The following is a 19,905-nucleotide window of genomic DNA, read 5'->3' on the forward strand; positions in this document are numbered from 1 at the left end:
AACAAGGGCCTGGCACATTTGCGCTATTGTTTCTAATTGCGGCTATAATGCGCTCTGTTGTGACAGACCAGTCCGTACTGGGCGGTTTGAATTTCAACAATGCTAGGGGTCCTGACATCATGCTGATGTCGGGTGAGAAATACCCTCGAACCTGATCTGGATAATGCCAGCGAAGGGAAGCCGCTGTAAGCGAACGCACGCATTGGTAACACGTGCTTGACGGTCGCCCAGAACCTCCTTTGCTGGCTCCATGCCAACAAGCAAACGGAGCCAAAAATGAATGACCACTCTCAATTTTCATCTGCCACCGCGACGGTCGACCAAGCGGCGATTCAGCCCTTACCGAATTCTCGCAAAATCTATTTAACCGGCAGCCGCCCCGACCTGCGCGTACCGATGCGCCAAATTACCCAGTCCGATACGCCGGCCATGTTCGGCTCGGAAAAAAATCCACCGATTTACGTCTACGATACTTCCGGCCCCTATACCGATCCGGCGATTGCCATCGATATACGCTCAGGCTTGCCGGCGCTGCGCGCAGCCTGGATTGCCGAGCGCAATGACAGCGAAACCTTGAGCGGACCAAGTTCCGAATACGGCGTGGCACGCCTGAATGATCCACAATTGGCAGCCTTGCGTTTCAATTTGCAAAGGCAGCCGCGGCGTGCTTTGGCGGGAAAAAATGTCAGCCAAATGCACTATGCCCGTCAAGGCATCATCACGCCGGAAATGGAATTCGTGGCGATTCGTGAAAATCTCAATCGGCGCCAGTATCTGGCCGAGTTGCAGGCGTCCGGACCGCTAGGTAATAAGCTCGCTGAATTGATGGGGCGGCAACATCCGGGGCAATCCTTCGGTGCTGCTATTCCGGCGGAAATTACGCCGGAATTCGTGCGCTCTGAAATCGCCCGCGGCCGTGCGATTATTCCGAATAATATCAACCATCCGGAAAGCGAACCGATGATCATCGGCCGCAATTTCCTCGTTAAAATTAATGCCAATATCGGTAATTCTGCCCTCACTTCTTCCATTGGTGAAGAAGTGGAAAAAATGACTTGGGCGATACGCTGGGGTGGTGACAATGTGATGGATCTGTCCACCGGCAAGCACATTCATGAAACGCGTGAATGGATCATCCGCAATTCGCCGGTACCTATCGGTACCGTGCCGATTTACCAAGCGCTGGAAAAGGTCAACGGTAAGGCCGAAGATTTGAGCTGGGAAATTTTCCGCGACACCCTGATCGAACAAGCCGAGCAAGGCGTCGATTACTTCACGATTCACGCCGGGGTACGCTTGCAGTATGTGCCGTTGACGGCCAAACGCATGACTGGCATTGTTTCGCGCGGCGGCTCCATCATGGCCAAGTGGTGTTTGGCCCATCATCGCGAGAGTTTTCTCTACGAGCATTTTGAAGATATTTGCGACATCATGAAAGCCTATGATGTCTCGTTCAGTCTTGGCGATGGTTTGCGGCCCGGTTCGATTTACGATGCTAACGATGAAGCCCAGCTCGGCGAATTGAAAACCCTCGGTGAACTGACCCAAATCGCGTGGAAACATGATGTGCAGGTGATGATAGAAGGCCCAGGCCATGTGCCCATGCATTTGATCAAAGAGAATATGGATTTGCAGCTTGAGCAATGTCACGAAGCGCCGTTTTACACCCTTGGCCCTTTGACTACCGATATTGCTCCCGGTTATGACCACATCACCTCGGGTATCGGTGCCGCGCAAATCGCTTGGTATGGTACGGCGATGTTGTGCTATGTCACGCCGAAAGAGCATCTCGGCTTGCCCAATAAAGCCGATGTCAAGGATGGCATCATCACCTACAAAATCGCCGCGCATGCGGCCGACTTGGCCAAAGGCCATCCGGGCGCGCAGATACGCGACAATGCCTTGTCGAAAGCGCGTTTCGAATTCCGCTGGGATGATCAATTCAACATTGGCCTCGATCCTGATAAGGCGCGTGAATTCCACGATGAAACTTTGCCCAAGGATTCTGCCAAGGTAGCGCATTTCTGTTCGATGTGCGGGCCGCATTTCTGTTCGATGAAGATCACCCAGGAAGTACGCGATTACGCCGCCAAACAAGGGATTTCCGAGATTGCTGCGCTGAAGCAAGGGATGGAGGTGAAAGCGGTGGAATTCATCCGCTCCGGCGCTGAAATTTATAAGAAGCAATAAGCATGATGGCGCTGCAATTGAACGGGGCGCCGCATCGGCTGCCCCTCGGTAGCCGTCTCGACCAGCTCATCGCCAGTTTGGATTTGGCGCAGCAAGCGATTGCGGTGGCTGTCAATCGCCGCATCATTGCGCGTTCACTGTGGAGCACGCACTTGCTGCAGGACGGCGATCAGGTCGAGGTGGTGCGTGCCATCGGCGGCGGTTGAGTGCGCAAGCCATGACTGAAAATACAAGGATACCCCATGCAAAACAATGATCCCCAAGCCGGCTTGACTATTGCCGGCAAGACTTACCGCTCGCGCCTCTTGGTTGGCAGCGGTAAATACCAAGACTTGGCGCAAACGCGCGCGGCCACGCTGGCCAGTGGTGCTGACATCATCACGGTGGCGATTCGCCGTGTCAACATCGGCCAAGACCCGCATGCGCCGAGTTTGCTCGATGTGGTGCCGCGCTCGGAATTCACGATTTTGCCGAATTCAGCCGGTTGCTACAACGCTGACGATGCGGTCTACACGCTGCAACTCGGTCGTGAACTCTTGGGCGGACACAAGCTGTGCAAGCTCGAAGTGCTCGGTGATGAGCGCAGCTTGTTTCCAAATATGCCAGAAACCCTCAAGGCTGCGAAAATTCTGGTGCAAGATGGCTTCGATGTGATGGTCTATTGCAGCGACGATCCGATTCAAGCGCGCATGCTGGAAGATCTAGGCTGTGTGGCGGTGATGCCGCTGGCCTCGCTGATCGGCTCCGGCATGGGCATACTTAATCCGTGGAATTTGTCGCTCATCATCGAACAGGCTACGGTACCGGTGCTGGTCGATGCCGGTGTCGGTACGGCGTCTGATGCGGCACTGGCGATGGAGCTTGGTTGCGATGGCGTGTTAATGAACAGTGCTATCGCTTTGGCGCGTGAGCCACTGCGCATGGCACGCGCGATGGGCTTGGCCGTCGAGGCCGGGCGCGAAGCGTTTTTGGCCGGACGCATGGCGCGCAAATTTGCCGCTTCGCCCTCGTCGCCGATGGCCGGGCGGGTGGTCGGATGAGTGCTCCTCAGCCTGCGCCGCAGCGTCCCTGCGTGTTGGTGTTTGCCGGTCATGATCCCAGCGGTGGGGCCGGCATTGCCGCCGACATCGAAGCCATCGCGGCGCAGGGCGCGCACGCGCTCACGATCATCACGGCGCTGACGGTGCAAGATAATGAACACGTGTATGCGCTGCAGGCGGTCGATACGCAGATCATCTTGCAGCAAGCGCTGACCTTGACGGCCAAGATACCGTTGTCGGTGATCAAAATCGGCATCGTCGCGCATCAGCAAAATGCCGCCGCGATTGCCCGTTTTATAATCGCCTTGCGGCAACGTCAGCCGGCTCTGCAAGTGATACTCGATCCGGTGCTCGGCAGTGGTCGTGGCGACAGTTTGTCGCTCGACGATGCGGTAGCGGCGCTGGCCCCGCTGTTAGCCGTTGCTACGCTGATCACGCCGAACTTGCCGGAATTGGCGCGGCTGGCAGCCAATGCTGAGGGTACGGCCGCGCAGGTGGCGGCCTTGATGCGGCAAAGTCCTGCCGATGTGCTGGTCAAAGGCGGTCATGCCGATGAAGCGCAGGTACACAATGTGTTCTATCGCTCGCAACAATTGACGGCCGCACGCAGTTGGCAGTGGCCGCGTCTGGATAGGCAATTTCACGGCAGCGGCTGTACCCTGGCGGCGGCCATCAGCGCTGCGCTGGCTGTCGGTATGTCACTCGAGCAAGCGCTTGATACGGCGCAAATTTTTACCCAGCGTAGTTTGGCACAAGCGTATGCGATTGCAGACGGTCAATTGATTCCGGCACGTCATTTTTAAGGACCTCCTTTATGTACCCATTACGCGGTTTGTATCTGGTCACCCCCGATTGGGACGATACCGAACAATTGCTCGCCGTGAGCGAGCAGGCTTTGCAAGGCGGCGCGCAGCTTTTACAGTATCGCCACAAAACCGCCGGTCTGGCGCAGCGGCGCGAGCAAGCTGCGGCCTTGTTGCGCTTATGCAGACGTTACGGCATAGCCTGCATCATCAATGATCATCTGGACTTGTGTCAGGAACTCGATGCCGATGGGGTGCATGTCGGTGGCACCGATCTGGCACCGGCGCAGGTGCGCGCGGCACTCGGACCCGATAAAATCGTCGGCGCTTCCTGTTACGGCGATCTGGCGCTGGCGCAGCAGGCCGCGGCAGCCGGGGTCAGCTATCTGGCCTTCGGCGGCTTTTATCCCTCGCGGGTGAAACAGTATGCGGTCGGTACCCCGGCCGACCTCGTTAGCCAGGCGCAACAGCGCTGGAATCTGCCCTGTGTGGTCATAGGCGGCATGACGGTAGATAATTGTCAGCCCTTGATCGCGCGCGGCAGCGCGATGGTGGCCGTGATCAGCAGCGTGTATTCGGTGCCCGACCCGGGTGCCGCCGCGCGCAGCTTCGCCGCCTTGTTTTGAGGCGCGCAAGGGCGGCGCAGTCCCGTATAATCGGGGGATGCAAAATTTACTTCACAATTTAAATCCTGAGCAGCTCGCTGCCGTCACCCTGCCGGCGCAATCGGCGCTGATACTGGCCGGTGCCGGCTCCGGCAAAACCCGCGTGCTGACTACCCGCATCGCTTGGCTGATACAAACCGGGCAAGTTTCCTCGGGTGGCTTGCTGGCCGTGACGTTTACCAATAAAGCCGCGAAAGAAATGCTGTCGCGCTTGTCGGCTATGTTGCCCATCAACACACGCGGCATGTGGGTCGGCACCTTTCATGGCTTGTGCAACCGCTTGTTGCGCGCCCATCATCGCGATGCCGGTTTGCCGCAAAGCTTTCAAATCCTTGATTCCGGTGATCAATTATCATTTATTAAACGTTTGCTTAAAGCAAATAACATCGATGATGAAAAGTTCCCGCCCAAGGCCCTGATGTACTTCATCAATGGCGCCAAAGATCAGGGTTTGCGCGCGGCGCAAGTCGATGCCTATGATGATTTCAATCGCAAGATGGTCGGTTTGTATGACCTCTACGATGCCCAGTGTCAGCGCGAAGGGGTGGTCGATTTTGCCGAATTGTTGTTGCGCACCTATGAATTGCTCAGTCGTCACCAGCCGTTGCGCGAACATTATCAAGAGCGTTTCCGTCATGTGTTGGTCGACGAGTTTCAAGATACCAATGATTTGCAATACAAATGGCTCAAGCTCATGGCTGGTGCCGGCACGGCACGCGCGGCAGCGGTGTTTGCCGTTGGCGACGATGATCAAAGTATTTATGCCTTCCGCGGCGCTAACGTTGGCAATATGTCGGCGTTCGAGCGCGAATTTCAGGTGGAAAATCTGATCAAACTGGAACAAAACTACCGTTCCCATGGTCATATTCTCGACAGTGCAAATATTCTCATCGCCAATAACAGTAAGCGTCTCGGGAAAAATCTGCGTACCGATGCCGGGCACGGCGAACCGGTGCGGATTATGGAAGCGAGCAGCGATATCGCCGAAGCCAATTGGATCGTCGAAGAAGCGAAAAATTTACTTCGCGACGGCGCAACGCGCAGCGAAATCGCGGTCTTGTACCGTTCCAATGCGCAGTCACGCGTGATTGAACATGCCTTGTTTACGGCCAATATTCCGTATCGTGTGTATGGGGGGCAGCGCTATTTTGATCGTGCCGAAATCAAACACGCGATCGCCTATTTGCAATTGATGGATAACCCGCACAATGACTCGGCTTTCATGCGCGTGGTGAATTTTCCCGCCCGTGGCATCGGTGCTCGCTCTATCGAGCAACTGCAAGACGCGGCGAAAATTCACGGTGCCTCGATGTATGCGGCAGTCCCTCATGTAGGCGGTAAAGCCGGCAACTCGCTGGCTAATTTTGTGAAACTGATAGAAGGCGTGCGCTTCGAAACGCAGCATTTGTCTTTGCCTGAGACGGTCGGCATTGTGCTCGATGTCAGCACTTTGCTGACGCACTATGCGAATGAAAAAGAAGGTGCCGATAGAATTGAAAATTTGCAGCAACTTGTCAATGCCGCGACCCAATTTGTTTCGGAAGAAGGCTTCGGGCGTGATGCCCCGGCCTTTGCCGGTCCGGTCAGCGTCGCTACGCCTTTATTGGGCAATGGCAGCGCCGATGTGATCATCGATGCCGATGCGGCCTTGCCGACCTTGATGTCGCCGTTGTCGGCATTTTTGTCGCATGCCTCGCTGGAAGCCGGGGATAACCAGGCGCAGGCCGGACAAGATGCGATGCAATTGATGACCGTGCACTCGGCCAAGGGTTTGGAGTTTGATGCGGTATTCATTACCGGTCTGGAAGAGGGTTTGTTCCCGCATGAAAACAGTGCGCAAGAGGCCAGCGGCGTGGAAGAAGAGCGGCGTCTGATGTATGTCGCCATCACGCGCGCACGCCAACGTTTGTACTTGAGTTTTTCGCAAACGCGCATGTTGCATGGCCAAACACGCTACAACCTGCGCTCACGCTTTTTCGACGAGTTGCCGGAAGAATCATTGAAGTGGTTGACCCCGAAAATTCAGCCCTCTTGGTTCGGTAACAGCAAGAAGTCGGCGTGGGATGACAATGGTAATGAGGCGGCCAACCGGCTGGCCCAAGCCATACAGGCACCGGCCGCCGGACATGGCTGGCGCAGCGGTCAGGGTGTGTCACATCCGAAATTTGGCGAGGGTGTGATCGTGAATATAGAGGGCAGCGGCAGCAATGCACGGGCCCACATTAATTTTGGAAAATTCGGCATGAAGTTGCTCGACCTGAGCATTGCCAAACTCGAGAAAATATAGCCGGCCAGCACGCTGTTCCGGACTGATATAAAGGAAGTAACGATGGTAACAGAGCAATTGCTGCAATACATAGGTGCCGGTTTATTCGGACTGGCAGTGCTGCACACTTTTTCGACCAAATATTTTCTCCACCTCGCGCACCGTTCCTCGCGCCACGCCGGGCTCTGGCATTTGCTCGGCGAAGTGGAAGTGGTGTTCGGCTTTTGGGCCTTCGTACTGGTCGGCTTCATCGCCTTGTTATCGAATCAGGCGCAGGCGATTGAGTATCTGGAAGGGCAGAATTTTACCGAACCCTTGTTTGTGTTCGTGATTCTGGTGATGGCCGGCACGCGTCCGGTATTGTGGGCGGTGCAGCAACTGGTGTCGCGGATCGCTATCGTCTTGCCAGTGCAAACGCAATTATCGAGTTATTTTCTGTGTCTGACCCTGGTACCCTTGCTCGGCTCCTTCATCACCGAGCCGGCGGCGATGACCTTGGCGGCGCTGATGTTGCGCCAACGCTTTTACACCAAAGATATTTCCAACCGCATGAAATACCTGACGCTAGGCGTTTTGTTCGTCAATGTCTCCATCGGCGGCGTGTTGACACCGTTCGCCGCACCACCGGTCTTGATGGTGGCGGAAAAATGGGGCTGGGATATGGCTTTCATGAGCAGCACCTTCGGTTGGAAAGCCGCTTGTGCCGTGTTCGTCAATGGTTTGCTCGCCACGCTGTGGTTCCAGCGTGACTTGCTGCGCCTGCCAACACCCGCAGCCGATGAGCCGGGTAGTGCCGTACCCTTGACGGTGGTGGCGATTCACTTCGGCTTCCTGGCCGCGACCGTGTGGTTCGCCCATTACCCAGTGATGTTTCTCGGTTTGTTTTTACTGTTCCTCGGCTTTACCAATGCCTATCAACGCTTTCAAGATAGCTTGATGCTGCGCGAAGGCTTGCTGGTGGCGTTTTTTCTGGCTGGTTTGGTGGTGTTGGGCGGTATGCAACAGTGGTGGTTGCAACCGATTTTGGCCGGCCTCAATCAGACCGTGCTGTTTTTTGGTGCCCTCTCGCTCACGGCAGTGACCGATAATGCCGCACTGACTTACCTAGGCTCACTGGTCGAGGGGCTTTCGGACGGTGCCAAATACGCCTTGGTAGCCGGTGCCGTCAGCGGCGGCGGCTTGACCGTGATCGCCAATGCGCCGAATCCGGCCGGCTATGCGATTTTAAAAGACTGCTTCGATGAACAAGCGATCAGCCCCTTGGGCTTATTACTGGCTGCGCTGGTGCCGACCGCCGTCGCGGCGTTCTTTTTTATTATCTTTTAAATAGGTATTCTGTTAAATGTAATAAGCGGTGCCGGTCATCACTTTCGACATCGCCTGCATCGCCAAGCGCACGGCTGTCGGCATGCTGCTGGCACCGAGCGCCGCCGCCGCCGCACCATGGGCTACTTCATCGAGGCGCATTTGCTCGACAATCGCGCGCGAGCGCAGGTCTGCTGGCGGCAAGTCGTGCAAATGCCCGGCCAAATGGGCTTCGACTTGACGTTCGGTTTCCACCACAAAGCCTAAGCTGGCGGCGTCGCCGCAGCGTGCTGCGATGACGCCGCAGGCATAGGCCCCGGCATACCAGAGTGGGTTCATGAAGCTGGTATGCGAATTCAATTCCTTGAGCCGTTCCGCCGTCCAGGCCAGATGATCTTCTTCTTCCCGACACGAATGCTGCAATTGCTGCGCCACTTGCGGCGTGTGCGAAAACGCGCTTTGCGCATCGTATAGCGCCTGCGCGCAAATTTCTCCGACATGATTGATACGCATCAGCGCCGCGCTGTGGCGCTGCTGGGCATCATTTAGTTGATCGGCCGCACAGAGCTGCGCCGGATAGGGCCGCGCACTGTGTGCCTGCGCCGTCACGGTACGTAAAGCGCGGTCTACAGTGAGGATGAAGCGGTCTAGTCTGGCGAAGGGCATGGCAGTGTGGAGGCGTGATCGATGGAGTGGCTATTGTAAAACACTTCAGCGCTGGTAGTATTTTGTGCAGGCGCAATAAAACTTGTTTCAAGTCAATTTCGTGGCGATTGATACTGCGTGCTTCCATGCATCGCGTTTGTAAAGCAAAAAATTGTCTTTTGATAAATTAAAGTATTTGGTCAGAAGCCACTTTCTGGAAATTTAATTTGCTTAAAAGCACGTAAATCACCTGCATTGTTGCTGTTAAGCGACGCATCTGACATTTAGAAACGATCGTGCGCAAATTATCTTTGCTGAAACGCAAGGAGTTTGGTTCAATCAGTTTTAACTTCTGAATCAACAGGTTTTGAAGTTTTTTTGCAAGACCGTGACAAATTAAAGCCGCCACCTAGAGCCGCTTCTTTCGCCGGATATCACAATAAATTTGGAGACATGACAATGAACAAATCACTTATCGCCTTGGCTGTACTGAGCGCTTGTGCAGCCACTGCATCGGCTCAATCGAGTGTTACCGTCTATGGCATCATCGATGCGGCAACGATGTACAACACCAATCAAACCGCGACCGGCGGCAGCAAGGTCACGCTCGATGCCGGTCAGTTGCTGACTTCGCGTTGGGGCTTCAAAGGCAGCGAAGATCTTGGCGGCGGCATGAAAGCCATTTTCAATTTGGAAGGCACGCTGGCCAATGATACCGGCGTAGGCGGTGCTGGTTTCGGTGGTAATTCGTTTACTCAAGGCGGCAACGGCACATCCTTGTTCGATCGCCTCGCCTGGGTTGGTTTGTCGGGCAACTTCGGTACGGTGACCATGGGTCGCAACAATATTCTCGGCGTGGATTCGGTCGGTTTGGCCGATCCGATCAGCCTGGCGCATGCCGGCAGCAACCCGAACGTGATGTTTAGTGCCTTGAATGCCGGTTCCTTGTTCGGGGGCTTCGGTACTAACCAAGGCGGCACGGCTTTGCGTCAAAATAATTCGATCAAATACGTTTCTCCATTCCAAAACATGTCCGGCTTCGGTGCCGCCGCCATGTATGGCTTCGGTGAAAAAGCCGGCGATACCGGTGCCAGCAGCTATGCCGGTTTGTCCGGTTTCTTCACCGATGGCGTCAATGGCGCGGCCTTGTCGTATGCTAAGCTGAAAGACGTCACCGGTACTTCGGAGTTGGCTGGTTGGGCTGCTGGTTTGAAATACATGGTGGTGCCGGGTGTTACTTTGCGCGCAACCTATTCGCACAACAAAATCGACGGTGCCATTCTGATTCCGGTCAGCGCAACCCTGGCTTTGAATGCCGATAAACGTAAGATCGCCGTCACCGGCCTGGGGGTTGATTACGCTTTCACGCCGCAAGCAACGATTACCGGCGCTTACTACGGCACCAAACGGTCGGGCGACATGAACGGTTTGCTTGATGGCAAAGCAGACCAATACATCGTGCTCGGCAAGTATGCTCTGAGCAAACGCACCATCGCCTATGCATCCTTAACCTACGCTAAAGCCGGTTCGAGCAATGCGCAAGACACGGCCTTGTCACTCGGTATCATTGCCGCTGGAAATAGTTCTGCCACCCGTACAGCACTTGGTGTTTTGCATTCATTCTAAGCATTGCCCTGTATTTCGCTTGGAAAAAAAAGCTGCCTGCGGGCAGCTTTTTTAATTGTATAAAGGCAACTTTTGTTGCTAATTTGCGACAATATCAGCCTGTAAACGGCCAAAACTGTCGATTTCACTTGGTGCTAGGGGCGCATTTTTGGTCAAATACGTTTAGTTCTTATCACGCAGAATTTGTAGTTTTCAAGTATCAACGCGTTTCTTGCTCACATCTGTATCTGATCTGCGCGTTTCGTGCTTACTGTAGTTAAAATTAAATCGATATCCTTTGGAGAAATATATGAAAAAAACACTGATCGCTTTGTCCGTTCTGGCTGCCATCTCAGGTGCCGCTCAAGCCCAATCCAACGTGACCGTGTACGGTGTACTGGACATGGCTTTGCAAGGTGAAAACAACGGCGGCAACGGTGCCGGCAAAACTTTCTCGCTCGATAGCGGTGTGCAATCGGGTTCGCGTCTCGGTTTCAAAGGTTCCGAAGATCTGGGCAACGGTTTGAAAGCAAATTTCAAATTGGAAATGGGCGTCAATGCTGACACAGGTGCTTCCGCTCAAGGCGGTCTGGCATTCGGTCGCGCTGCTTGGGTTGGTTTGTCCGGTAACTTCGGTGCCGTACAACTCGGTCGTCAAAACAAGCCTATGTTTGATGCAGTCGATTCCATCGACCCGTTCAGCACAGGTATCATCGGCGGCACTGCGCATCAAAGCACCAGCGCAACCGGCTTGGGTAACTTGTTCTTCGCAACCAACCCACGTTCGACTAACACCATCAACTACACGACAACTAACCTGAGCGGTTTCACAGGTTCGGCTGCTTACACTTTCGGCGAAGCCGCTGGTGATGCAACTAAAGGCCGCGGTATCGGTGCTTCCGGTTCGTACGCAGCGGGTCCTTTGTACGCTACTGTTGCTTACCATGCTGAAGATGTTGCTGCAGTTGGCGTCGCCAACAATGTAATCAAGCATGTTTTCGCCGGTGCAACTTATGACTTCGTTGTCGCCAAAGCTGCTGCTTCCTACGGTAAAGTTTCTTCTGACGACAACAAAACAGCCTACAAACTGTGGAGCTTGGGCGTCACAGTACCAGTCAGCGCAGCCGGTGCGGTTGTTGCTTCGGTTACTGGCGTAAAGAACGATGTTGTGACTACAGCCAACAAGAGCACACAATTGGCTCTCGGTTACACACATTCTTTGTCGAAGCGTACTAATGTCTACACATCCGTTTCGCGCGTAGCGAACGATGCTGGCGTCAATGCCGGCGGTCTGGCATCTGGCTTGGGCTTGACTGATTCGATGGTCAACGTCGGTATCCGTCACGCATTCTAATCACCGGCAAGCGCAAGCTTGCTGTTGAACAGAGTATAAAAAAAGCACCTTCGGGTGCTTTTTTTTTGTTTGCTGCTTCAGCCGGGCGGTTCGCCACCGGGTGGCGGCAGGCCGAAGTGGCTGTATGCCAGCGCCGTGGCGATACGGCCGCGTGGCGTGCGCTGCAGGTAGCCTTGCTGGATCAGGTAGGGTTCGAGCACGTCTTCGATGGTATCGCGCTCTTCGCCGATGGCCGCGGCGACATTATCTAGCCCGACCGGGCCACCGCCGAATTTGAACAAAATCGCTTCGAGCAGTTTTCTATCCATCAGATCAAAACCGACCTGGTCGACATCGAGCATGCACAGCGCCGCATCGGCGATCGCTTTGCTGATTGCGCCATTGCCTTTGACTTCGGCATAGTCGCGCACGCGCCGCAACAAGCGGTTGGCGATACGCGGGGTGCCGCGTGCGCGTTGCGCGATCTCGTGCGCACCCTCTTGATCGATCGGTGCTTTGAGCAGGGCGGCCGAGCGGATGACGATACGCGTCAATTGTTCGGTGGTATAAAATTCCAAGCGAGCGACGATGCCGAAGCGGTCGCGCAGCGGATTGGTCAGCATGCCGGCGCGGGTGGTGGCGCCGACCAAGGTAAACGGTTGCAAATCGAGTTTCACCGAGCGCGCCGCCGGTCCTTCGCCGATCATGATATCGATTTGATAGTCTTCCAAAGCCGGATACAGAATTTCTTCGACTACCGGGGAGAGCCGGTGAATTTCATCGATGAACAAGACATCATTGGCTTCCAGATTGGTCAGCAGGGCGGCCAGATCGCCGGCGCGCTCGAGTACCGGGCCAGAAGTCTGGCGCAGACTGACCCCCATCTCGCGCGCGATGATGTGTGCCAGCGTGGTTTTGCCTAGCCCAGGCGGACCGAACAACAGGGTATGGTCGAGCGCTTCGCCGCGCTGGCGCGCGGCGGTGATGAAAATTTCCAGCTGGGCGCGGATTTTTTCTTGGCCTACGTATTCATCGAGTTGCTTCGGTCGCAGCGCGCGTTCTACCGCTTCTTCGGTCGATGAGCTGGGGGTGGCGGCGATGATGCGGGTTTCGCTGACTTCGGAAAACAGGTTTTCGGTTTGTATGCTCATCGCAACATCACGCTTTCGAGAGCGCTTTGAGCGCGAGTTTGATGCCGTCTGACACGCCGCTGCCGGCCGTGACCGACTTCATCGCCAGCGTCGCTTCTTTGTCGGAATACCCGAGTGCCAGCAGGGCATTGAGAATATCGGGGCTGTGGTCGCCGGCGCTGCCGCTCGGTTTGCTGAAGAGGTCGGCACCGAGCTTGCCTTTGAGTTCGAGCAGCAGACGTTCGGCGGTTTTTTTGCCGATACCAGGCACACGCGTCAAGCGCCCGGCTTCTTGCAGGCTAATCGCTTGCGCCAAGTCGGCCACCGACATGCCCGATAAAATCGCCAGCGCCATGCGCGCACCGACGCCGCTGATCTTGATCAATTGGCGGAAGGTGGTGCGTTCTTCGGCGCTGCCGAAACCGAACAGCACGTGGGCATCTTCGCGGATCGCCAGATGGGTCAGCAGCGTGACTTTCTCACCATTGGGTGGCAGATTGTAAAAGGTACTCATGGGAACATCGACTTCATAGCCGACACCATGACAATCGATCAGCAATTGCGGCGGATTTTTTTCGAGCAGGATGCCTGCGATGCGACCTATCATAAGACGACCTTCATACTGTATGCATAAGCAGTGATAGTAAACGATTCCGGCGCGCTTGACGAGTTTCTGTGCCGACTTTTCTGCATCAGTTCTTGCCGTGTTATCCGATCAAACGGCCGGCTTTGACGCGCACGCCTTTTTTTGCCAATTCCGGTGCAAAGGCGGCGAGTATCGCCAGCGCTTCACCACTGTGGGCATGACAAATCGCCACTGCCAGCGCATCGGCGGCATCGCTGCCGGGGGTACCGGAGAGCAGCAACAGGCGTTTCACCATTTCCTGCACTTGCTCTTTACTGGCGCGGCCCTGACCGACCACGCCTTTCTTGACTTGCAAGGCCGTGTATTCGGCTACACACAGGTCGGCTGATACCAGCGCGCAAATCGCCGCGCCACGAGCTTGGCCGAGCAACAGGGTCGATTGTGGATTGACATTGACGAAGACTTTTTCGATGGCGGCGGTATCGGGCCGGTAAGTGCGTACGATTTCAGAGACGCCGGCCAAGATGGTTTTCAAACGTTCCGGCAGCGTGCCGTCGGCGGTTTTGATCGTGCCGGAAGCAATGTAACTGAGTTTGCTGCCATGCTGTTCGATGAGTCCGAAGCCGGTGGTACGTAAGCCGGGATCGATGCCGAGAATTTTCATTGCTGCTGGTCCGGCCCGGCCGGCAGCGATGGCTGCCGGCCGGGCATGGGTTTAATGGCGGAAGTGACGTGTACCAGTATAGACCATGACGACGCCGCGTTCGTCGGCGGCATCGATGACTTCTTGATCGCGCATCGAGCCACCCGGATGAATCACGCACGTCGCGCCGGCATCGACGACGACGTCGAGGCCGTCACGGAATGGGAAGAAGGCGTCCGACGCCACGGCCGAACCAGTCAGGCTCAAACCGGCATTGTCGGCCTTGATCGCGGCGATGCGCGCGGAATCGATACGACTCATTTGGCCGGCACCGACGCCCAAGGTCATGCCATTGCCGCAGAAAACGATGGCATTCGATTTCACATACTTGGCCACGCGCCAGGCGAACATCAGATCGGCCATTTGTGTTGGTGTCGGTTGTAACTTCGAGACCACGCGTAATTCTTCTTGCGTGACATGTTTAGCGTCCGGTGCTTGTACCAATAAGCCGCCGACGACGCGTTTGAAATCGTATTGATTGAGGCCGTCACCGAGTGAAATTTCGAGCAAACGAACATTTTGTTTGGCGGCGAAAATCTGCTTCGCTTCGGCGCTGAATGATGGTGCGATCAACACTTCAACAAATTGTTTGGCGACGATTTCCGCCGCTGCGCCATCGAGCTCGCGATTAAAGGCGATGATGCCGCCGAAGGCTGAGGTTGGGTCAGTTTGCAATGCCTTGCTATAGGCTTCAAACGGTGTGGCGCCAAGCGCGACGCCGCAAGGGTTGGCATGTTTGACGATGACGCAAGCCGATGCGTCAAACGATTTAACGCATTCCCAAGCCGCATCGGCATCGGCGATATTATTGTAGGACAACTCTTTGCCCTGCAATTGGCGATAATTGGCCAGGGCGCCGGCAGTCGTATGCAGATCGCGGTAAAACGCGGCCGACTGATGTGGGTTTTCACCGTAACGCATTTCCTGCACTTTTTCGAAATGCAGGTTCAGGGTTTGCGGATAGGCGCTGCGGGTCGCATGTGCTTTGTCTGCGCCCAAGCTGGTCAGATAGTTGGTAATGGCACCGTCGTATTGGGCGGTGTGAGCGAACACTTTCTTGGCCAGTGCAAACTTGGTTTCGTAGCTCACTACATTGGCGGCGGCTTTCATTTCGGCCAGCACCACGCTGTAATCGGCCGGGTCGACGATGACGGTAACGTCTTTATGGTTTTTCGCTGCCGAACGCAACATGGTCGGGCCGCCGATGTCGATGTTTTCAATCGCATCTTCGAGGGAACACTCGCCTTTGGCGACGGTTTGCTGGAATGGGTAGAGATTGACCACTACCATGTCGATGGTCGGGATGGCGTGTTCCGCCAAGGCCGCGGTGTGCAGCGGAAAATCGCGGCGCGCCAGAATACCGCCGTGGACTTTCGGGTGCAGGGTTTTGACGCGACCGTCGAGCATTTCCGGAAAACCGGTGTAGTCGGCCACTTCGGTCACGGCCAAGCCGTTGTCGGCCAATAATTTGGCAGTACCGCCGGTGGACAACAGTGTGACGCCGAGCGCCGTCAGTTCACGTGCAAAATCGAGCACGCCGGTCTTGTCGGAGACGGATATAAGGGCTTGTTTAATCATGATTAAAGGAGTGAGAGAGTAAAGAAACGGGTGGCGTGCAATCGGTGGCGTGCTGCTTACAGCAAGCCGTGCTGCTGCAATTTTTTGCGCAGGGTGTTGCGATTGATGCCCAACATGTCGGCGGCTTGCGACTGATTGCTGGAGGCGCGCGTCATCACCATTTCCAACATCGGTTTTTCTACTGCCAGTACCACCATATCGTAGATATTTGATGCCGGTTGCTCACCGAGATCGCGGAAATACTTTTCCAGGTTTTTATGGACGGCGTCTTGAATACTATCTTTGCTCATGCTGTTTTAATCACTGTTCGGTTATGCCGGGCGGATGGCGTTGTAGACAAACGGATGCTTTTGTCGATTTTGTTTATGCCGCCATTTTCTCTTCAAAGGGCCGGTATTGTAACCGTTCCCCTGCCATGCCATCAAAAAAATGACTGACTGCGGCCAGTTGTTGTTCGCAGTCGGTTAATAGATTCATTTGTTGGCGGAATTGTTCGCCGCCGATGAGGTCTTGCACATACCAACCGATATGCTTGCGCGCCGTGCGCACACCGAGATAATCGCCGTAAAACGCATAGTGGGCGCGCAGGTGGCCATCCATCAAAGTGCGCACTTCGCTGATCAGCGGTGGCGGCAAATGCACACCGGTGCGCAGAAAATGTTCGATTTCGCGGAAGATCCATGGCCGGCCTTGCGCGGCGCGGCCGATCATGATGGCATCGGCACCGGTCACGGCCAGCACGTGGCGCGCTTTTTCCGGCGTAGTGATGTCGCCATTGGCCACCACCGGTATGCGCACCGCGCTTTTGACGGCGGCGATGGTGTCGTACTCCGCTTCACCGCGGTAAGCGTCGGCGCGCGTACGGCCGTGCAGCGTGAGCATTTGTATGCCGGCCGCTTCGGCGATGCGCGCGATGTTGAGGGCATTCTTGTTGGCGCGGTCCCAGCCGGTACGAAATTTCAACGTGACCGGTACATTGACGGCCGCGACCACGGCATCGAGTATCTCGGCGACCAAACTTTCATGCTGCAGCAAGGCCGAACCGCACCAGGCATTACAGACTTTTTTGACCGGACAGCCCATGTTGATATCGATGATCTGCGCGCCTTTGTCGACATTGAACTTGGCACAGTCGGCCAACATGCGCGCATCGGCACCGGCGATCTGCACCGCCTTCGGTTCCATTTCGCCGCTGTGATTGGTGCGGCGGGTCGACTTTTCAGTTTCCCACAGTTTCGGGTTCGAGGCTGCCATTTCGGAAACGGCATAGCCGGCCCCGAGTTCCTTGCACAATTGGCGGAACGGCCGATCCGTCACACCGGCCATGGGTGCGACAAAAATATTATTCCGCAAGACGTAAGGGCCGATTTGCACGATGGGTTGCCGGAGAAATTTGAAGAAGCACTATTTTACCTGAAACCTGCTTAAATAATTAGCATAAATCGTCGCTGAAGAGAGAATTGTCGATATCGATCAAACTTGGGCCCTCGTTCCCGCAAGGGGGAACTCAGTTAAGGCAGCGCTTGTCACTCAAGCGATTTCATCAATCGTGTCAGCACGGGAAAGATGCGCGATATCGCCCCAGCTCAGCAGATGCAGTTCACCATTGTCATCACAACTGAAGCGATTGATACTGGCATTGTAAATCGTTACCTCGCGCGGTGCGTCGAGTGGCAAGCGGTGGGCGGCGCGGTAGGCGCATTCAAGCACGCCGCCGTGCGCGACGATAGCGATTTTTTGACCGGCAAACTGGCGCGCATAGTGTTGAATATGGCTGATCACGCGGGCATGAAAGCGCCGCGTGCTTTCGCCGGCGTTTTCTCCAGGTGGAAATTCGGCATCCGGGTCTTGTGTTTTCCAGGCGGCATATTCGTGCGGAAACAGTTGCGGTAAATCGCTGTATAACTGTCCTTCAAAACCACCGAAACAGCGTTCTCGCAAACCGGCATCGAGCCGGGTGCTGATTCCTTGCAGGCGCGCGATTTCGCCGGCGGTTTGGATGGCGCGCTGCAGGTCGCTGGAAATGATGGCGGCCAATTTTTCAGTTTGTAGTGCCGCGGCCAGCGCCTTGGCTTGGCTGGTGCCGACTGCATTCAAGGGAATGTCGAGATGCCCTTGCAGACGACGGACGGCGTTCCAAGCGGTTTCGCCGTGGCGTATCAAGAGGATGTCAGTCATTAGTTGCTTGTGGTGGGGAGATTTGCAGCCAGAATGTCACCGGTCCATCATTCGTCAGCGAGACTTGCATGTCCGCGCCAAAACGACCGGTTTCTACCTGAGGGTGGGCCGCGCGCGCGCGCGTGACGAAGTAATCAAACAGCGGTTGCGCCAATTGGGGCGGTGCTGCCGGGGTGAACGAGGGCCGCGTACCGGAGCGGGTATCGGCTGCGAGCGTGAATTGCGGCACCAGCAGCAAGCCACCGCCGCACTGCTGCAAGTTCAGGTTCATTTTGCCGGCGGCATCGGCAAATACGCGGTAATTGAGCAATTTGCTCAGTAAGGCATCGGCTTGCGTCGCGCTGTCGCCGCGTTCGGCGCACAGCAAGACCAACAAGCCGGGGCCGATCGCACCGATGCTGCTGCCGGCGACGCTGACTTGTGCCGCCGTGACACGCTGAAGCAGTGCAATCATGCCTGCAAACTCACGCGCGCAAATTTACGCTTACCAACTTGCAATACCAGCGTGCCGGCTGCGACTTTCAAGCCCTTGTCGCTGATGACCACGCCATCGATACGCACGCCGCCTTGGTCGATCATGCGCAAGGCTTCCGAAGTCGAGGCGCACAGATTGCTTTGTTTCAGCAATTGCGCAATCGCCAGCGGCGCGCCGGACAGGCTGACTTCCGGTACGTCGTCGGGAATACCGCCTTTGGAACGATTGACGAAATCGCTGAGCGCTTCGACGGCAGCGTGATGGCTGTGAAAACGCGTGACGATTTCCTGCGCAATCGCAACTTTGATGTCGCGCGGATTTTGGCCATCGGCCACCGCTTGTTTATGTGCGGCAATTTGCTCGATTGAACAGAAGGACAGTAACTCGTAATAGCGCCACATCATGGTGTCGGAGATACTCATGATCTTGGCGAACATGGTATTGGCCGGCTCGGTGATGGCGATGTAATTGTTTTTCGATTTGGACATTTTTTCCACGCCATCCAAACCTTCGAGCAAAGGCATGGTCAGTATGCATTGCTGCTCTTGGCCATAATCTTTTTGTAGCTCGCGACCAACCAAGAGATTGAATTTTTGATCGGTGCCACCAAGTTCAAGGTCAGCATGCAGGGCCACGGAATCGTAGCCTTGCATCAGCGGGTAGAGAAATTCGTGTACCGAAATCGGCGTGCCGGCCTTGAAGCGCTTGGTAAAGTCATCGCGTTCCATCATGCGCGCGACCGTGTACTTAGACGACAGTTGTATCATCCCGCGTGCGCCAAGGGCATCGCACCATTCGGAGTTGTAACGCATTTCTGTCTTGCTCGGATCAAGCACCAAGCTGGCTTGCTTGAAGTAAGTCTGGGCATTGTCGGCAATTTGCTCGCGCGTCAGCGGCGGCCGGGTGGCATTGCGGCCGGATGGGTCGCCGATCATCGAGGTGAAGTCGCCGATCAGAAAGATCACTTGGTGCCCGAGGTCTTGCAACTGCCGCATCTTGTTCAGTACCACGGTGTGGCCGAGGTGCAAATCAGGGGCGGTCGGGTCGAGCCCGAGTTTGATACGCAGCGGTTTGCCACTGGCTTCGCTGCGAGCGAGCTTTTGGGCGAACTCGGATTCGATGAGTAATTCGTCGACGCCACGTTTGCTTACGGCAAGAGCGTGCTGTACTGCATCGGACAAGGGCAGCGCGGTCGGCGCAGCGGATTTGCTTGATGGCACGACATTGACGGAGGAGGACAGATTTTGAGAGGAAGTCATAGTTTATTTACATCAAATTTTTTGTAACACCGCTGGTCAGGGTTCCATTTCTGAATCCATAATCACCGATTCGCCAGATTTCATCGCAAGATTTGATCGATGTAATCTGGTTTAGTTGTTTATAATTCGGTCTGGTTCTTCACT

Annotated in this window: 19 protein-coding genes and 1 riboswitch; of the genes, 9 read left to right on the forward strand and 10 right to left on the reverse strand. The window is 55.5% G+C overall.

All coding sequences use genetic code 11. From position 1 onward, the window contains the following. The first annotated feature begins 94 nt into the window (after positions 1 to 94). Positions 95 to 195, forward strand: a riboswitch (TPP riboswitch). A gap of 81 nt (positions 196 to 276) precedes the next feature. The 7 genes from thiC to RHM61_RS08695 are packed head-to-tail and all read left to right on the forward strand — an operon-like array spanning position 277 to position 8,290. Then, the gene (gene thiC, locus RHM61_RS08665) at positions 277 to 2,190 is read left to right on the forward strand and encodes a phosphomethylpyrimidine synthase ThiC (protein WP_322250716.1); all 1,914 of its coding nucleotides are present in this window, start codon (positions 277 to 279) and stop codon (positions 2,188 to 2,190) included. A gap of 2 nt (positions 2,191 to 2,192) precedes the next feature. Beyond that, entirely contained in the window at positions 2,193 to 2,396 is a 204-nt protein-coding gene (gene thiS / locus RHM61_RS08670) for a sulfur carrier protein ThiS (RefSeq protein WP_322250717.1), read from the forward strand. A gap of 36 nt (positions 2,397 to 2,432) precedes the next feature. Continuing rightward, positions 2,433 to 3,230, forward strand: a complete 798-nt coding sequence (locus RHM61_RS08675; protein ID WP_322250718.1) for a thiazole synthase — start codon at positions 2,433 to 2,435, stop codon at positions 3,228 to 3,230. Continuing rightward, positions 3,227 to 4,033, forward strand: a complete 807-nt coding sequence (gene thiD, locus RHM61_RS08680) for a bifunctional hydroxymethylpyrimidine kinase/phosphomethylpyrimidine kinase (RefSeq protein WP_322250719.1) — start codon at positions 3,227 to 3,229, stop codon at positions 4,031 to 4,033. Before RHM61_RS08675 ends, thiD begins: the two co-directional genes overlap by 4 nt. An 11-nt stretch (positions 4,034 to 4,044) precedes the next feature. Continuing rightward, on the forward strand, positions 4,045 to 4,659 hold the full coding sequence (gene thiE / locus RHM61_RS08685) for a thiamine phosphate synthase (protein WP_322250720.1): 615 nt from the start codon (positions 4,045 to 4,047) through the stop codon (positions 4,657 to 4,659). A 37-nt stretch (positions 4,660 to 4,696) separates the two neighbouring features. Further along, a complete protein-coding gene (locus tag RHM61_RS08690) occupies positions 4,697 to 6,985 on the forward strand; it encodes a UvrD-helicase domain-containing protein (protein ID WP_322250721.1) in 2,289 nt (762 codons plus the stop codon). 42 nt (positions 6,986 to 7,027) lie between these two features. Next, the gene (locus RHM61_RS08695; protein WP_322250722.1) at positions 7,028 to 8,290 is read left to right on the forward strand and encodes a putative Na+/H+ antiporter; all 1,263 of its coding nucleotides are present in this window, start codon (positions 7,028 to 7,030) and stop codon (positions 8,288 to 8,290) included. 12 nt (positions 8,291 to 8,302) lie between these two features. Here RHM61_RS08695 and coq7 read toward each other — a convergent pair whose 3' ends face one another. Continuing rightward, positions 8,303 to 8,935: a 2-polyprenyl-3-methyl-6-methoxy-1,4-benzoquinone monooxygenase gene (gene coq7, locus RHM61_RS08700; protein ID WP_322250723.1), complete on the reverse strand. Its 633-nt coding sequence runs from the start codon at positions 8,933 to 8,935 to the stop codon at positions 8,303 to 8,305. A 438-nt stretch (positions 8,936 to 9,373) separates the two neighbouring features. Here coq7 and RHM61_RS08705 point away from each other — a divergent pair, with 438 nt between their 5' ends. Together RHM61_RS08705 and RHM61_RS08710 are read left to right on the forward strand one after the other, a co-directional pair. Beyond that, entirely contained in the window at positions 9,374 to 10,540 is a 1,167-nt protein-coding gene (locus RHM61_RS08705; RefSeq protein ID WP_322250724.1) for a porin, read from the forward strand. Positions 10,541 to 10,829: 289 nt separating this feature from the next. Then, positions 10,830 to 11,873, forward strand: coding sequence for a porin (locus RHM61_RS08710; protein ID WP_322250725.1), 1,044 nt, complete (start codon positions 10,830 to 10,832; stop codon positions 11,871 to 11,873). A gap of 77 nt (positions 11,874 to 11,950) precedes the next feature. Here the strand turns inward: RHM61_RS08710 and ruvB are convergent, their stop codons facing one another. The 9 genes from ruvB to tyrS all read right to left on the reverse strand — a co-directional run bounded on the left by ruvB (position 11,951) and on the right by tyrS (position 19,761). Further along, positions 11,951 to 13,003, reverse strand: coding sequence for a Holliday junction branch migration DNA helicase RuvB (gene ruvB, locus RHM61_RS08715; protein ID WP_322250726.1), 1,053 nt, complete (start codon positions 13,001 to 13,003; stop codon positions 11,951 to 11,953). Positions 13,004 to 13,010: 7 nt separating this feature from the next. Beyond that, positions 13,011 to 13,589, reverse strand: coding sequence for a Holliday junction branch migration protein RuvA (gene ruvA / locus RHM61_RS08720; protein ID WP_322250727.1), 579 nt, complete (start codon positions 13,587 to 13,589; stop codon positions 13,011 to 13,013). 100 nt (positions 13,590 to 13,689) lie between these two features. Continuing rightward, on the reverse strand, positions 13,690 to 14,232 hold the full coding sequence (gene ruvC, locus RHM61_RS08725; protein ID WP_322250728.1) for a crossover junction endodeoxyribonuclease RuvC: 543 nt from the start codon (positions 14,230 to 14,232) through the stop codon (positions 13,690 to 13,692). Between the two features lie 51 nt (positions 14,233 to 14,283). Continuing rightward, positions 14,284 to 15,849, reverse strand: coding sequence for a bifunctional phosphoribosylaminoimidazolecarboxamide formyltransferase/IMP cyclohydrolase (gene purH / locus RHM61_RS08730; protein WP_322250729.1), 1,566 nt, complete (start codon positions 15,847 to 15,849; stop codon positions 14,284 to 14,286). 56 nt (positions 15,850 to 15,905) lie between these two features. Continuing rightward, positions 15,906 to 16,139, reverse strand: a complete 234-nt coding sequence (locus RHM61_RS08735; RefSeq protein WP_110258221.1) for a helix-turn-helix domain-containing protein — start codon at positions 16,137 to 16,139, stop codon at positions 15,906 to 15,908. Between the two features lie 73 nt (positions 16,140 to 16,212). Beyond that, on the reverse strand, positions 16,213 to 17,223 hold the full coding sequence (gene dusB, locus RHM61_RS08740) for a tRNA dihydrouridine synthase DusB (RefSeq protein ID WP_322250730.1): 1,011 nt from the start codon (positions 17,221 to 17,223) through the stop codon (positions 16,213 to 16,215). Positions 17,224 to 17,379: 156 nt separating this feature from the next. Then, positions 17,380 to 18,027, reverse strand: coding sequence for a histidine phosphatase family protein (locus RHM61_RS08745; RefSeq protein ID WP_322250731.1), 648 nt, complete (start codon positions 18,025 to 18,027; stop codon positions 17,380 to 17,382). Beyond that, positions 18,020 to 18,481, reverse strand: a complete 462-nt coding sequence (dtd, locus tag RHM61_RS08750) for a D-aminoacyl-tRNA deacylase (RefSeq protein WP_322250732.1) — start codon at positions 18,479 to 18,481, stop codon at positions 18,020 to 18,022. The genes RHM61_RS08745 and dtd overlap by 8 nt, the downstream gene beginning before the upstream one ends. Then, entirely contained in the window at positions 18,478 to 19,761 is a 1,284-nt protein-coding gene (gene tyrS / locus RHM61_RS08755; protein ID WP_322250733.1) for a tyrosine--tRNA ligase, read from the reverse strand. The genes dtd and tyrS overlap by 4 nt, the downstream gene beginning before the upstream one ends. Between the last annotated feature and the right edge of the window lie 144 nt (positions 19,762 to 19,905).

It is taken from the genome of Undibacterium sp. CCC3.4 (assembly GCF_034347425.1).
In the GTDB taxonomy this organism is placed as follows: Bacteria; Pseudomonadota; Gammaproteobacteria; order Burkholderiales; family Burkholderiaceae_D; genus Undibacterium.